Origin of the sequence: Hyalangium ruber, assembly GCF_034259325.1 — a bacterium.
GTDB lineage: Bacteria > Myxococcota > Myxococcia > Myxococcales > Myxococcaceae > Hyalangium_A > Hyalangium_A rubrum.
Genome location: NZ_JAXIVS010000002.1, coordinates 280,590 through 295,484, shown reverse-complemented (window position 1 = coordinate 295,484; position 14,895 = coordinate 280,590). Strand labels below are relative to the sequence as shown.

Below are 14,895 nucleotides of genomic sequence, written 5' to 3'. Positions count from 1 at the left end.
CTCCTCGACGGGGGCCCGCCCTTCTGCTTTTCCGGGCTCAGAGCGGCGGGGAGGACCAACGGTCGCTGCTCTCGGCGAAGGCCTCGGCCGGCTCGAAGAAGATGAGCGTCTTGGTGTGCTCCTCGTCCTCGATGTCCAGGCACTCCAGCTCGCCGTTCTCGCTCTCGTCGGCGTAGATGCGGTCGGGGTGGAGGATGCGGTGGGTGATCTCCTCGCCGGGCCGCCCCACCGTCACCTCGACGCTGCCCTGGCCGCTGCCCTTCTCCTCGAAGGAGATGTCGATGAGGGGCAGGCGTTGGGCCAGCGTCTGCTCGCCTATCTCCGGACTCCCCGCCTCGATGCGGACGCACTGAGCTTGGGTGATGCTGCTCAGCAGCGTCAGGTAGTCGGACCAGACCTCGCGAGGAATTTCCCGGGTGTGATGCATGGCGTCCCGCCTCCAGCGTCTCCCACACACCCTAAGGACGATGGTGCGAGAAGGCTCGCCCGGCTGGCGCCCCCGGCAGGCGGGAGGGCTTGCCTTCGCGGGCCTGGCCGCCGCTTACCCTTCAGTTTCGCGAGTCCTCCTCGGCGGGGAGGCCGGCGGCGACCGTCGCCAGGTCCGCCCTCAAGGCCGTGATGATGTCCTCCAGCTCCGCGTGAAGGGCGTGAGCCGCGGCACGGACCAGCTCCGCGTCGCTGTCTCTTCGGGACAGAAGCGCGCGTCCTCGTTGCAGCGCCGCCCGAAGGGCCTCCGCTTGGAGCAGCTCCTGGGTCATCTTGATTTTGTGGGCATGGAACTCGAACCCTTCCAGATCGCCGGCCTCGAGCGCTCTCTGAAAGGTGGGCTGGGCCTGCTGGCAGTTGGCGATGGCGACGGCGATGAGCTCTCGCAGGGCGTGACGGTCTCCCTCGGCCAGGCGCCGGAGGCCCTCCAGGCTGAAGCGGGACGGGCGGGCGCAGTGCAGGGAAATCTTCGAGAGCAGATCATCGGGCTTGAAGGGCTTGCCCACGAAGCCCGTGAAGCCAGCGGCCGCGAGCTGCTCCTCCAGCCCGAGCCGGTTGGAGGCGGACAGGGCCAGGATGGGCAGGCGGTGGAGCCGCTCCTCGGGCAGGCCCCGGATGGCGCGGGTGGCCGCGTAGCCATCCAGCTCCGGCATCTGGAGGTCCATCAGGATCAGGTCGAAGTGTCCCTGCTGGACCTTCGCCACGGCCCCGTGCCCGTTCTCCACCACCTCGAAGTCGGCGCCCCACTTGCGCAGGAACTGCGAGAGCACGAAGACGTTGAGGCTGTTGTCCTCGGCCACCAGCAGCTTGAGGCCGGTGAGGCAATGCTCGGAGGGCGGAGGCTTCACGGCGGGCTCCTCCGCCGCCTCCGCGACCTTCAGGCGCAGGGTGAAGAAGAAGCACGAGCCCTTCCCCGGCACGCTCTCCACGTGGAGCTGGCTGCCATACAGCGCGAGCAACTTCCGGCAGATGGAGAGGCCCAGGCCGGTGCCGCCGTACTTCAGCTGGATGTCATAGCTGGCCTGGGTGAACTCCTCGAAGATTCGCGCCAGGTGCTCCTCGGGAATGCCGATGCCCGTGTCGGTGACCCGGAAGTCCACGAAGACGGCCTGCGGGGAGGAGTCCCGGACGTGCGCCGCCAGCGTCACCGCGCCTCGCTCGGTGAACTTGATGGCATTGGCCACCAGGTTGGTGAGCACCTGGCTGAGCTTGATCGGATCTCCCAGGAGCCCGTGCGGGAGCCGCTCGTCCAGCTCCAGCCGCACGGCCAGCTGCTTCTGCTCGGCCTTGACGTGGAGGCCGTGGAGCAGGCCGTGGATCAGCTGGCGGAGATCGAAGCGGCGCTCTTCCAGCGTCACCTTGGCCGCTTCGATCTTGTTGAGATCCAGGATGTTGTTGAGCAGCTCCAGCAGGTTCTCGGACGAGGACTGGAGCAGGTGGAGGTACTTCTGTTGCTCCGAGTTCAGCTCGGTCTGGAGCAGCAGGCCCGCCAGCCCGAGGATGGCGTTCATCGGGGTGCGGATTTCGTGGCTGACCATGGACACGAAGTCCGCCTTGGCGCGGGCGGCCAGCTCGGCTTGTTCGGCCTGCCGCCGGGCCAGGAGCAGCTCTCGCTCGTAGAGTTTGCGGTCGGTGATGTTGAAGAGCGTGGTGCGGTGGAAGGCGGGCGTGCCGGCCGCATCCTGCTTCTGGACGCTGTTGATCAACACGGGCAGCGGTCGGCCGTTCTTGCACACGAGCTCGAAGCTGATCTCATTGACGAACCCTTGCATCCGCAGCAGGGGCGCGTAGTGCGTCTCGTGGAAGAGCTTCCCCCCGATGGTCAGCAGGTCCCGGAACCGCTTGCCGACGAGGAGCTCTTCGCGCGAGTAGCCCGTCCAGGTCAGGAAGGTCTGGTTGACCCGGACGATGGTGCCGTTGGGCAGCGTGGAGAGGTATCCACACGGCGCGTTCTCGTAGAGATCCTCGACGCTCTCTTCGGGCAATGCCGTGGGGATGCTGTCGCTCGGAAGGGATGGCATATCCAAAACCAGGCCGACAGGGATTGCGCGAAAATCAGAGAAGAAAGTGTACCTGCTGGGTTGGATGGGCGGATAGGGGGTGAGCAGGGACCCGGCGGTCCCGAGGGCTGGGCCAACGTCCGAGGGTGCGCACTCCCTAGGGTTACCAGTGAACACCTTTCCGCCTCGAAGCATTGGACCTGGGCGCAAGGTGCTCCTCGGTAGGAGAGGCGCGCATTAAAGGAATGGGTATGAAGACAGCGGAGGAGACACGGGCGGCGGTTCCGAGGTTGGGGGCGTGGGTGGAGCCGGGCCCCCGAGTGCGCTGGCGCGTCTGGGCGCCAGACCACCGCTCGCTGGAGGTGGTGCTCCACGACGCGGCGGGCAAGCCAGGGCGTGTGCTGCCCATGACGCCCGAGCCGGGCGGTTACTTCGTCGCGGTGCTGGAGGAGCAAGGCCCCGGGGTTCGCTACAAGCTTCGCGTCGACGGAGAGGGCCCCTTCCCGGACCCCTGGTCGCGCTCCCAGCCGCAGGGCGTGCATGGCCCCTCCGAGGTGGTGGCGCCGGACTTCGCCTGGACGGACTCGGGGTGGAAGGGCATCGGGGCGGAGGAGCTGGTCATCTATGAAGTCCACGTGGGCACGGCCACGCCCGAGGGCACCTTCGAGGCGCTCATTCCCCGGCTCGCCGGGTTGCGCGAGCTGGGCATCACCGCGCTGGAGTTGATGCCGCTGGCGAGCTTCCCGGGCACGCGCAACTGGGGCTACGACGGGGTGGACCTCTTCGCCCCGCAGCACAGCTACGGCGGCCCCACCGGCCTGCGCCGGCTGATCGACGCCGCGCACGCGCACGGGCTCGCGGTGCTCATCGACGCCGTCTACAACCACTTCGGCCCGGACGGGAACTACCTGCGCTGCTACTCGCCGCACTACTTCACCGGGCGCCACCACACGCCGTGGGGCGACGCGGTGAACTATGACGGCGAGCACTCCGCGCCCGTGCGCCAGATGGTGCTCGACAACGTGGAGATGTGGATCCGCGACTACCACGCCGACGGCCTGCGCCTGGACGCGGCGCACGCCATCGTGGATGACAGCCCGAAGCACCTGCTGACGGAGATCGCCGAGCGCGCCCGCGCCAGCGCGCCGGGGCGCCGCGTACACGTCATCGCCGAGGACGAGCGCAACGAGGCGCGGCTGCTGCGCTCGCCCGAGCAGCGCGGCCTGGGGCTGGATGGCGTCTGGGCGGATGACCTGCACCACCAACTGCGGCGCGCCTTCGCGGGCGACCACGAGGGCTACTACCAGGACTACACGGGCAGCGCCGAGGACATCGCCCGCACGCTGCGCCAGGGCTGGTTCTACGAGGGCCAGGTGTCGAAGAACCAGGGCCACGCCCGGGGCACGCCCGCCGAGGGGGTGCCGCCGCGCTGCTTCGTCCACTGCATCCAGAACCATGATCAGGTGGGCAACCGAGCGCTCGGCGAGCGGCTCGGCCATGACGTGTCACCCGCGGCCTTCCGGGCGATGAGCACGCTGCTGCTCCTGTCGCCCTACACGCCGCTGCTCTTCATGGGGCAGGAGTGGAACGCGAGCACGCCGTTCCTCTACTTCACCGACCACAACGCCGAGCTGGGGCGGCTCGTCACCGAGGGGCGGCGCAAGGAGTTCTCCGGCTTCGCCCGGTTCGCTGGCGACACGGTGCCGGATCCGCAGGCGGTGGAGACCTTCGAGCGCTCGCGCCTGGACTGGAGCGAGGCCCAGCGGCCGCCGCACGCGTCGGTGCGAGCGCTCTACCGCGAGCTGCTGCGGCTGCGCGCTACCGAGCCCGCGCTGAAGGATCAACGCCGAGGCGGCTATGAAGCGCGGGTGCTGGGCAAGGACGCCCTCGTGCTCGAGCGGCGCGGCGCGGATCAATCGCTCCTCATCATCGTCAACGTGCGCGGTGCGCTGGAACACGCGCTGCCGGCCGACTCACGCGCCGAGGGGGTGCTGTGGAGCGAGGCCCCGCGCTTCGGCGGCGCCGTGGAGGCCTCTCCACTGCGTGAGAATCGGCTGAGTCTGGAGGGACCCTCGGCGGTGGTGGTGCGTGTCAGACGGTCGTGACATGACAGCTCCGTCTTTGGTGGAGGATTCCGCTGGGAGCACGTTGGCCTGAGGGTTTCCCACTAGCCGAGTTCCTGGGAGATCCAGGGGCTCGCGTTACGGCCAATTGTCACTCGATGGCGTTCTTGAAAACGCCCCGAGGAATCGTTAACTCCTGGCGCCTTTCACTGTTCACCGGCTGCCTGTGTAGGCGGGGGGAGGGGCTCTGTACCCTGAGCGCCAAGGGGGTAAGCTGTCAGTCGCCGAGCAAGCCAAGGCTCCTGGCCCCCCGCCCAGCGTCTGGCCGTCGTGCGTCGGAGGTACCCAGGCCATGCCCAAGCCCGCCTTCACCGAGCCGCTGAAGTCCCTGAAAGGCGCTCGCGCCTGGGAAGGCGATGAGGTGTTGCGAGTCCTCCGGGAGGTGGAGCATTTCCACCCCGAGGGCAGCATGGTGTTGCGTGCCGTACGGGACGCGGACGGCAACATCGTCGACTTCGAGTGGATCTACGCCAACCCCGCCGCCGAGCGCATTCTGGGCTGGGGCGTGGGAGGGCTGCTGGGGCACTTCCTGCACGAGGTGCCGCCGGAGCTGGGGCTGGCGGGGCAGTTCGAGGCCTTCCACCAGGTGGTGGAGACGGGCGAGGCGTGCCAGCAGGTCTTCCCGCACGCGTGCAATGGGTTCGACGGCTGGCTCCAGGCCACCGTGGCGCAGTTCCGGGATGGCGTGCTGGTGCGCCTGCGCGACATCACCGCCGCGCGGCGCGCGGAGACGGGCCTGCGTGAGACTCGGGACCGGATGGTGGAGATCCTCGAGGGCACGCCGGACTGCTTCCTCTCGGTGGATGCCAACTGGCGCTACACCTATTGCAACCGCAACGCGCTGCTGATGAAGGGCGTGTCGCGCGAGAAGCTCTTCGGGCGCGGGCTGTGGGACACGTGCCCGGAGCTGCGGGGCACGCTGGTGGAGCGGGAGTTCCGCCGGGTGATGGCCGAGCGCGTCTCCTCGGTGTTCGAGCTGATGTTGCCGGGCACGGACCGCTGGTTCGAGATGCACGCGTACCCGTCGGGCACCGGCATCGCCGTCTTCTTCCGGGACGTGACGGACAAGAAGCGCACCGAGCAGGAGCGCGACGGGCTGCTGGAGCGCGAGCACTCCGGGCGCCTGGAGGCGGAGGCCCTGGCGCGCCAGCGCGCGCGGGAGCTGCTGGCGGCGCGCGAGAAGCTGGTGCAGTCGGAGAAGCTGGCGGTGGCGGGCCAGCTCGCGGCCGGCGTGGGCCACGAAATCAACAACCCGCTGTCCTTCGTGATGGGCAACATCCACTTCGCGCTGGAGCAGGTGTCCTCGCTGCCCGAGGCGATGGTGCGCCAGGCGCTGGGGGAGACGACGGAGGCGCTGGAGGAGGCACGCCAGGGCGCCGAGCGCATCCGCGGCATCGTCCGGGATCTGAAGACGTTCGCCCGAGGGGATGACGCGCAGCTGCGGCCGGTGGACGTGCATGCGGCGCTCGAGTTCAGCCTCTCGATGGCGATGAACCACATCCGCTACCGCGCCAAGGTGGTGAAGTGCTTCGGCAAGGTGCCGACGGTGTGGGGCAACGAGGCCAAGCTGGGGCAGGTGTTCCTCAACCTGCTGGTGAACGCGGCCCAGGCCATCCCCGAGGGGGATGCCGAGCAGCACCGCATCATCCTCACCACCTACGCGCAGGAGCATCGCGTGGTGGTGGAGGTGACCGACACGGGCAAGGGGATGACGCAGGAGGTGCTCGCGCGTGCCTTCGAGCCGTTCTTCACCACCAAGCCGGTGGGCGAGGGCACGGGGCTGGGGCTGTCCATCTGCCACGGCATCATCAAGGCGCTGCGCGGAGACCTGACCGCCGTGAGCACGCAGGGCAAGGGCAGCACCTTCCGGGTGGTGCTGCCGATCCGCGGCGCGGAGGCCGAGGCGCTGCTGCCGGTGATGGACACGCCGACCGAGACGTTGATCGTCCAGGGCAAGCGGGTGCTCGTCATCGACGACGAGCCGGGCATTGCCTCGGTGGTGCGGCGCATCATCGGCCGTGGCAACGAGGTGGTGGTGGCGCACAGCGGGCGCGAGGCGCTCACGGTGCTGGAGCGCGACACGGACTTCGATCGCATCTTCTGCGACTTGATGATGGCGGACCTGACCGGCATGGATGTCCACTCGGAGCTGGCGAGGAAGCACCCCGAGTGCCTGCCCCGGCTGGTCTTCATGACGGGCGGAGGCTTCACCGCGCGCGCGCGGGCCTTCCTGCAGAACTTCTCCCACCCGCGCATCGACAAGCCCTTCGAGCCGGAGCTGATCCGCCGACTGGTGGCGCAGTCTCCGCCGCGGTAGGCCGCACGGCCCGGCGGGCGCGCTTCAGCGGCCCGTCTTGATGCCGAGCCCGGAGCCGCCCGGCGTGGGAGGCTTCTTGATCCCCGGCTTGGTGCCGTTGGCGGGGCGTCGGTCCAGCACGACGGCGAGGGTGGGTGCGTTCGCGGCGGACACCTGCTGCGTCTTGGCCTCGTACCCGTCCAGCGTCAGCGTCAGCGACACGGGGGGCGCCCCTTCGGTGAGCGGCAACTTCATCGGCGTCACGCCGAGCGGCAGCCCTTCCATCTGGACCGCTGCGCCCAGGGGCTCGGAGATGAGCGTCAGCTCCACCTTGCTGGGCTCCACCGGCGTAGGCACCTGGATGGGTGGCTGCGGCTGCTCGGGCGGCACATTCACCAGGTGCTGCTGCGGCGGCGTGGGCTGCTCGGTAGGAGGGCTCTTGCGCAGGAAGACGACGGCCGCGCCCGCGAGCACCAGGAGCGCCGCGCCGCCCACCGCCACCGGCACCACGGGGAAGCGCCGGCGCGGGGCAGGCGCCGCGCCCATGGAGACGGTGCCGCGCGAGGGCTCCTGTCGCGGAGCGGGTGCGGGGCCCACCAGCGCGTCCACCGCGCGGCGCGAGCGCGTTCCCGGGCTCTGGCCGGTCCCCGGCGAGCGCGAGGGCGTGGAGGAGGGATTGCCCACCAGCACCGAGCGCAGGTTGCTGCGCGAGGGGTTGGACTTCGAGTCCAGGTCCGCGTCCTCGGCGAGCTGATCCAGCTTCGAGGGGTCCGCCTCCGCGGCGATGCGCTCGGCATACAGCTCGCGCAGGTACGCCGACAGGTGCGCGTTGCTGGCCGGCATGCGCAGCTGGATGATGTAGTCCTCCAGCGCCAGGCGCAGGGCGCCGCAGTCCGGGTAGCGCTTGTCCGCCGTGGGCGAGAGCGCCCGCAGCACCACCTCGTCCAACCCCGGGGGCAGCTTGGGGTTGAGCTGCGAGGGCGGCGGCACCTGGCAGTCCTTCACCAGCCGCAGCGTCATGAGGTCCGAGTCGCCCTTGAAGAGGCGCTTGCCCGTGAGCAGCTCCCACATCACCACGCCCAGGGCGAACTGGTCGCTGCGCCCGTCGATGGGCTGCCCCGAGGCCTGCTCCGGGGACATATAAGGATACTTGCCCTTGAGCACCCCGGTGGCCGTCTGCTGGCCGCTGCCGGCCGCCTTGGCCACGCCGAAGTCGATGATCTTCACCGCCCCGTCGAAGCCGATGAGGATGTTCTGCGGAGAGACGTCCCGGTGGACCAGCTTGAGCGGCTGGCCCTGGGCATCGCGCGACTTGTGGGCGTGGTCCAGCCCGGCGGCCGCCTCGGAGATGATGCGCAGCACCAGCCCGGTGGGCAGCAGCTTGCCCTTGAGCCGCGCGTGCTTGTCCATGCGGCGCACGTCGTCGCCCTGCACGTACTCCATGGCCAGGCAGTGCCGGCCTTCGATCTCCACCAAATCGAGGATGGTGACGAGGTTGGGGTGCTGGAGCCGGGCAACCAGCCGGGCCTCGTCCAGGAACATGGTGAGGAACTCATCGTCCTCGGCCAGGTGCGGAAGGATGAGCTTGAGCACGACCAGGCGCTCCACCGCGCCCCTCTCACGCGCCAAGAAGACCTGCCCCATGCCCCCGGAGGCGATCTTTCTTAAAAGCTCATATTTGCCGAAGGCGACAGCCATGTTCGGCTCAGAATACCTTGGACTGTGGCCCTGAGTGAAAGTCCCTGTGCCCGACCCCCCGCCAGGCGGACAGGCGTGCGGTGAGAAGTGTCGGGTGCTCTCCAGGAGAGAGACTCAGGCCTTCATTTTATACCCGGAGTGCAGCGCCCAGTAGGTGAGGCCGGTGGCGACCACCGAGACCCCCAGGAGGATGCCGCCGCCCAGCACGGGCGAGAAGATGCTGTGGCCCACCATGCCGTAGCGCACGCCCTCGACCATGTAGACCATGGGATTGAAGAGGCTGATCGTGTTCCAGGGCGAGGGCAGCGCGTTGACCGAGTAGAAGACGCCGCCCAGGAACGTGAGCGGCATCATCACGAAGGTGGGGAAGAAGTTGATCTGCTCGAACTTCTCGGCCCACACCGCCGCCAGGAGCCCCAGCACGCTGAAGACGTAGGAGGACAGCAGCAGGAAGTAGAGGGCCACCCAGGCGTGCTGGAGGCTGAAGCCGGTGAAGAAGAGGGCCACCGCCCAGGTGAGCCCGCCCACCACCAGCCCGCGCACCATGGCGCCGCCCACGAAGCCGGCCATCAGCTCGCCGGCGCCCAGCGGGGCCACCAGCAGGTCCACCACCGTGCCTTGAATCTTGGTGATGAAGAGCGAGGAGCTGGAGTTGAGGAACGCGTTGTTGGCGATGCCCAGGAAGATGAGGCCCGGGACGATGAAGGACAGGTAGGGCACTCCCTCCACTTCCTGGACGCGGCTGGAGATGGAGTAGCCGAAGACGATGAAATACAGCGTGGTGCTGATGAGCGGCGAGAGGACGGTCTGGCCCGGCACGCGCATGAAGCGGCGGACCTCCTTCGCGAACAGCGTCTTCATCCCAAGGGTGTTCATGGCGTGGGGAGGGGCGTCAGGCGGGGTGGAAGTCAGGCGGCCTTCGGAGAGGAGGGGCCGCGGAGGATCTCGATGAGCACGTCCTCCAGGCGCGAGCGCCGCGTCTCCACGTCGGAGATGGGCAGGCCCTGGGCATAGAGGACGCGCAGCAGGTCTCCGGCGGGAGCGCTGCCCTCGCGCTCCAGATAGGTGAGCGTGCGCCGGTCCTCGGAGAGCGTGGTGTTGAAGCGGCGGGCGGGCTCGGGTAGCTCCGACTGGGGCTGCTCGAAGGTGACCACGAGGCGCTTCTCGCCGAAGCGCCGCATCACCGTGGCCTTGTCCTCCACCAGCAGCAGGCGCCCCTCGTTGATGACGCCCACCCGGTCGGCCAGCTCCTCGGCCTCTTCGAGGTAGTGGGTGGTGAGGACGATGGTGGTGCCCTCGCTGGCGAGCTTGCGCACGTAGTTCCACAGGTCTCGCCGCAGCTCCACGTCCACGCCCGCGGTGGGCTCGTCCAGGAAGACGAGCTTGGGGCGGTGGACCAGCGCCTTGGCGATGAGCAGCCGGCGCCTCATGCCGCCGGAGAGCGCGCGGGCCACCGTGTCCTTCTTGTTCTGGAGGTTGAGCGCGGTGAGCATCTCGTCCACGCGCGCCTCGTCCCGGGGGCGGCCGTAGAAGCCGAGCTGGATGTGGAGCGACTCGGCCACGGAGAAGAACGGGTCGAAGTTGATCTCCTGTGGCACCAGGCCCACTTCATAGCGCGGGCCCACGGGGTCCTGGTCCAGGTCCTTGCCGAACAGGAGGATGCGGCCGCTGGTCTTCTTCACCAGCCCGCAGATGGAGCCGATGAGCGTCGTCTTCCCGGCGCCGTTGGGCCCCAGCAAGGCGAAGATCTCCCCCTGGCGGATGGAGAGGTTCACGTTGGAGAGGGCGGTGAGCTTCGCGTAGGACTTGGTGAGGCCCTGCAACTCGAGGACGGGCGAGGACATGGCGAGAGGCGCTCTAGCACTTCCCGGGGCCGGTGTCCCTGGGCAGAGAGACAGGGTGCGCCAGGGCCCAGGAGCGCTAGAGTGGGGGCGAATGCTCTACGTACGGGACTTACGGGCCCTGGCCGCCCGGCTCACCGAGCCGTTCTTCATCAAACAGGTTGGACCGTTCGCGCTCGTGCAGAAACCGCCGCGTCCGGTGGTGGAGCAGATGGCGATGAAGATGGGGGCCCAAAGCACCATGGTGGCTACAGGCCCGAGCCTGGAGGCCATGCAGCTGGCGGTGCTGCTGCGCTTCGACGAGCTGCTGGTGGCCACGCTGCCGCCGCTGGGCAGCCAGGACGAGCTGACAGTGGGACGGCTGCCGAGCTGCGAGCTGGTCATCAACGACCCGTCGGTCTCCAAGGAGCACGCGCGGCTGCGTTGGCATGGGCAGGCGGGGGCCTGCACGGTGGTGGACCTGGGCTCGATGAACGGCACCCTGCTCAACGGGCACACGCTCGAGGCGCACAAGGAGTTCTTCGTGCGGGATGGGGACCTGGTGCGCTTCGGGGACGCGGACTTCGCGTACCTGACGGCGAAGTCCCTTTTCGAGCGTTTGCACCGCTGAGTGCGGCAGCGAGCAACCGGGGCAGGGGGGCGGGGAGTTCCTTGCGCCCCGCGCCCCTCCTTAGTATCCGCCACCGTCTACGTCGTAATTGGGAGGCACCAGACCCGAGATGGCCCAGAACTTCATCTTCACCATGCAGGACCTGCGCAAGGTCAAGGGCGGTAAGGAGATCCTCAAGGGCATCTACCTGTCCTTCTTCCCAGGCGCGAAGATCGGTGTCATCGGTCCCAACGGCTCGGGTAAGTCCACGCTGCTGCGCATCATGGCCGGCGTGGACACCGAGTTCTTCGGGGTGGCCAAGCCAGACCCCAGCGTGCGGGTGGGCTTCCTGCCGCAGGAGCCCCAGCTCGACGCCTCGCTGGACGTGAAGGGGAACGTGGAGCTGGGCCTCAAGGAGATTCGCCGGCTGATGGACCGCTTCAACGAGGTGTCGGCGAAGTTCGCCGAGCCCATGAGCGACGCGGAGATGGAGAAGCTGCTGGCCGAGCAGGGCAAGCTGCAGGACGCCATCGACGCGGCCAACGGCTGGGAGCTGGACCGCACCATCGAGATGGCGATGGACGCGCTGCGGCTGCCCCCGGGCGACGCGGACGTGACGAAGCTGTCGGGTGGTGAGAAGCGCCGCGTGGCGCTCTGCCGCATCCTGCTGGAGAAGCCGGACCTGCTGCTGCTGGACGAGCCCACCAACCACCTGGACGCCGAGAGCGTGGCGTGGCTGGAGCGCGCGCTCAAGGAGTACAAGGGCACCATCGTCAGCATCACCCACGACCGGTACTTCCTGGACAACGTGGCCGAGTGGATTCTGGAGCTGGACCGCGGCGAGGGCGTGCCCTGGAAGGGCAACTACTCCTCGTGGCTGGACCAGAAGCAGAAGCGGCTGGAGCTGGAGGAGAAGTCGGAGAGCCACCGCCAGAAGACGCTCAAGCGCGAGCTGGAGTGGGTGCGCGCCAGCCCCAAGGCGCGCCAGGCCAAGAGCAAGGCGCGTATCGCCGCGTACGAGGAGCTGCTCAACCAGACGCAGGACAAGCGCGACGCGACGGGCGAAGTCACCATTCCTCCCGGGCCCAAGCTGGGCGGGTTGGTGGTGGAGGCCAAGGGGCTGCGCAAGGCGTTCGGGGACCGGCTGCTCATCGACGACCTGAACTTCAAGCTGCCGCCCGGTGGCATCGTCGGCGTGATTGGTCCGAACGGCGCGGGCAAGACGACGCTGTTCCGGATGATGACGGGCGTGGAGAAGCCGGACGCGGGCGAGCTGCGCATCGGTGAGACGGTGAAGCTGGCCTACGTGGACCAGAGCCGCGACGCGCTCAATGGCGACAAGAGCGTGTTCGATGAGGTCAGCGGCGGGCTGGACTACATCGACCTGGGACGGGCGGGGCAGATGCCGAGCCGCGCGTACCTTGCGGGCTTCGCCTTCAAGGGACAGGACCAGCAGAAGCGGGTGAAGGACCTGTCGGGCGGCGAGCGCAACCGGGTCCACCTGGCGAAGATGCTCAAGAGCGGCGGCAACCTGCTGCTCCTGGACGAGCCGACCAACGACCTGGACGTGGAGACGCTGCGCAGCCTGGAGGAGGCGCTGCTGAGCTTCGCGGGCTGCGCGGTGGTCATCAGCCACGACCGCTGGTTCCTGGACCGCATCGCCACGCACATCCTGGCGTTCGAGGGAGACAGCAAGGCGTTCTTCTTCGAGGGCAACTTCGAGGACTACGAGGCGGACAAGAAGAAGCGACTGGGAGCCGAGGCGCTGGAGCCGCACCGCATCCGCTACCGCCCGCTGACGAAGAGCTGAGTGCTATGTGGGTCCCTTCTCCCGCTTTGGGGAGAGGGCTAGGGTGAGAGTCTAGAGGAGGGGACGCTGATGATCCGGAAAGTCTTGTTCCGTAAATTCAAGGCATATCGTTCCCTCGATGTGGAACTAGAGCCCTTCACTGTGCTGGTGGGCCCGAACGCTTCGGGCAAGACCACACTTCTAGAGGGGTTACTGCTTGCTACAGATGTTGCAAGTGAGGAGAAGAACCCCCCCACGAACCCGATGGCATTTATCTCGCCGGTTATTCGCACGAGAGAGGGGTTGCTTACACGTGATGCGACTCCGCCACTCGAAATAGGAATCACGGGAAATTGGAAGGGCACAGAAGCAGAACTCTGGCTCCGAGGAGCCGTGAGAAAAGCCGAAAACCCAAAGAAAGAGGAATGGGTTTTCTCGATTTCAGGCAAGATCGACGGCCAAGATTTTCGGCCAGGGTTAAATCCAATACAGCAGAGGGTAGATCAAAAAAAGCTCTCAATGCTGCGCAGTGAGTTGAGGTCAACCGCTGTTCTACGGTTCGAGCCAAGAAGACTCGCAGAACCCTCTTACAGCGAGGAAGAAATTCCACGCGTTGATAGCGATGGAAGTGGGCTTGCTGCTGTTCTAGCTCAACTTAAGCTTACCGACGATGAGCAGTTCAACGCCATTGAGAGCTTTTTGAAGCAAATAGTCCCGACGGTCCAAAGAATCCGTGTTGAGAGGGCGGCTGTTGAGCAAACAGCTCTAAGAACGGTAGCCCTCGATGAGCAGCAGATCAAGGTGCCTGAGACGCGCACTCTCTGGGGAAATCGGATTGTTTTCGATATGGTGGGGGCCAAGGGCGTTCCTGCGGATACTGCTGGGGAAGGCACTCTCATGGCACTAGGGCTCTTAGCGGTAGTGATGGGTCCTTCACGGCCGAAACTCATTCTTTTAGATGATGTGGAACTGGCGCTCCACCCTATGGCTCAGGGCAAGCTGATCCAAGTTCTTCGAGGGCTGCAATCCCACAATCCAGAATTGCAGATTGTTGCAACCAGCCACTCGCCTTTCATCTTGAACCACCTTGATCCGAAAGAGGTCAGGATGACGTTCCTCTCGGAGAATGGCATTGCTCGCTGCGAAAAGCTTACTGCCCATCCCGAGTTCGAGAAATGGAAGGACCTGATGAGCCCGGGTGAGTTTTGGAGCACCGTGGGCGAGAACTGGCTGGAGAAGGTGGGCGAAGCCAGTGCCAGCGAATGAGTCTTCCTACGAATTCGGGATCGTCTGCGAGGCTCGGGCTGATCAGCTCACGGCGTGCGGACTCGCAGACCGAGTTTTGCTCAAGGACATCGACTGGCTCGAAGAGGAACTGCTCGATTCTTGCCGGAGATGGCGAGGAGCATCCGAGGTGGATACCTTCGTTGAGTGGCGGAAGGTCAACGAACACTCGGGTCAAAGTGGTGCGAAGGTTATCTTCGGCAAGTTCAATGGTGAAGCGGGTCAGCCTGATGCGCTCATCGCCCGGAAGGCGCTTTTGCTGTTTAGCTCAATGAAGAAGCATCCTGCCGCTGTACTCCTCATTCGAGACAGCGATGGGTATCGGAATCGTCAGGAGGGGCAGGGACTCAAGCAGGTGCGAGAGGCCTACCCCTGGCCCTTTCAAGTGGTGATTGGCGTGGCTCACCCGAAGCGGGAAGCGTGGGTGCTCGCGGGCTTCGAGCCTCGGAGCCGTGATGAATCCGCACGCCTTCAAGCGCTCCGCGAGCGGCTCTCCACCGACCCCATCCTCAAATCTCACGAACTGGATGCTCGAGAACACGGTGCGAAGACCGACATCAAGCGAGCCCTGGATGAACTCATCCAAGGAGAGAGTGACCGGGAGCGCCAGTGCCTCAATGAGACAGCGCTCGAAGTGTTGGAGCAGCGTGGAAAGTCCAACGGACTGGCGGCATACCTGGCAGAAGTCCGCCAACGGCTCGTACCAATTTTCCTGGGACGGGCTCCAGAGCCGTAGCAGGTAGGGGGACGACCCGTCCCCCTCGCCCTGTCTCCGAGAGAGGGGGCGTG

General features: G+C 66.8%; 11 protein-coding genes. 6 read left to right on the top strand and 5 right to left on the bottom strand.

Features of this window, described 5'->3' with window-relative positions; genetic code table 11:
- Window positions 1-37 precede the first annotated feature (37 nt).
- Together SYV04_RS06270 and SYV04_RS06265 are read right to left on the bottom strand one after the other, a co-directional pair.
- Complete coding sequence (locus SYV04_RS06270; RefSeq protein WP_321544700.1) at window positions 38-427, bottom strand: DUF5335 family protein; 390 nt, start codon at window positions 425-427, stop codon at window positions 38-40.
- A 121-nt stretch (window positions 428-548) separates the two neighbouring features.
- Window positions 549-2,507 (bottom strand): PAS domain-containing hybrid sensor histidine kinase/response regulator, encoded by a 1,959-nt coding sequence (locus SYV04_RS06265; protein WP_321544699.1) that lies wholly within the window; start codon window positions 2,505-2,507, stop codon window positions 549-551.
- Between the two features lie 224 nt (window positions 2,508-2,731).
- On the opposite strand from SYV04_RS06265, the gene treZ reads away from it, so the two are divergent.
- The gene (gene treZ / locus SYV04_RS06260) at window positions 2,732-4,591 is read left to right on the top strand and encodes a malto-oligosyltrehalose trehalohydrolase (RefSeq protein WP_321544698.1); all 1,860 of its coding nucleotides are present in this window, start codon (window positions 2,732-2,734) and stop codon (window positions 4,589-4,591) included.
- Between the two features lie 310 nt (window positions 4,592-4,901).
- On the top strand, window positions 4,902-6,926 hold the full coding sequence (locus tag SYV04_RS06255; RefSeq protein ID WP_321544697.1) for a PAS domain-containing protein: 2,025 nt from the start codon (window positions 4,902-4,904) through the stop codon (window positions 6,924-6,926).
- Window positions 6,927-6,950: 24 nt separating this feature from the next.
- Here SYV04_RS06255 and SYV04_RS06250 read toward each other — a convergent pair whose 3' ends face one another.
- The 3 genes from SYV04_RS06250 to SYV04_RS06240 form a co-directional block, all read right to left on the bottom strand.
- Window positions 6,951-8,603, bottom strand: a complete 1,653-nt coding sequence (locus SYV04_RS06250) for a serine/threonine protein kinase (protein ID WP_321544696.1) — start codon at window positions 8,601-8,603, stop codon at window positions 6,951-6,953.
- 114 nt (window positions 8,604-8,717) lie between these two features.
- Window positions 8,718-9,464, bottom strand: coding sequence for an ABC transporter permease (locus tag SYV04_RS06245; RefSeq protein ID WP_321544695.1), 747 nt, complete (start codon window positions 9,462-9,464; stop codon window positions 8,718-8,720).
- 47 nt (window positions 9,465-9,511) lie between these two features.
- Window positions 9,512-10,447, bottom strand: a complete 936-nt coding sequence (locus SYV04_RS06240; protein ID WP_321544694.1) for an ABC transporter ATP-binding protein — start codon at window positions 10,445-10,447, stop codon at window positions 9,512-9,514.
- 91 nt (window positions 10,448-10,538) lie between these two features.
- Between SYV04_RS06240 and SYV04_RS06235 the strand changes: the two genes are divergently transcribed.
- The 4 genes from SYV04_RS06235 (at window position 10,539) to SYV04_RS06220 (ending at window position 14,842) form a co-directional block, all read left to right on the top strand.
- On the top strand, window positions 10,539-11,054 hold the full coding sequence (locus SYV04_RS06235; RefSeq protein WP_321544693.1) for an FHA domain-containing protein: 516 nt from the start codon (window positions 10,539-10,541) through the stop codon (window positions 11,052-11,054).
- 109 nt (window positions 11,055-11,163) lie between these two features.
- Window positions 11,164-12,843 (top strand): energy-dependent translational throttle protein EttA, encoded by a 1,680-nt coding sequence (ettA, locus tag SYV04_RS06230; RefSeq protein ID WP_321544692.1) that lies wholly within the window; start codon window positions 11,164-11,166, stop codon window positions 12,841-12,843.
- A 69-nt stretch (window positions 12,844-12,912) separates the two neighbouring features.
- Complete coding sequence (locus SYV04_RS06225; protein ID WP_321544691.1) at window positions 12,913-14,088, top strand: AAA family ATPase; 1,176 nt, start codon at window positions 12,913-12,915, stop codon at window positions 14,086-14,088.
- Between the two features lie 148 nt (window positions 14,089-14,236).
- Window positions 14,237-14,842 (top strand): hypothetical protein, encoded by a 606-nt coding sequence (locus SYV04_RS06220; protein WP_321544690.1) that lies wholly within the window; start codon window positions 14,237-14,239, stop codon window positions 14,840-14,842.
- The last annotated feature ends 53 nt before the right edge of the window (window positions 14,843-14,895 follow it).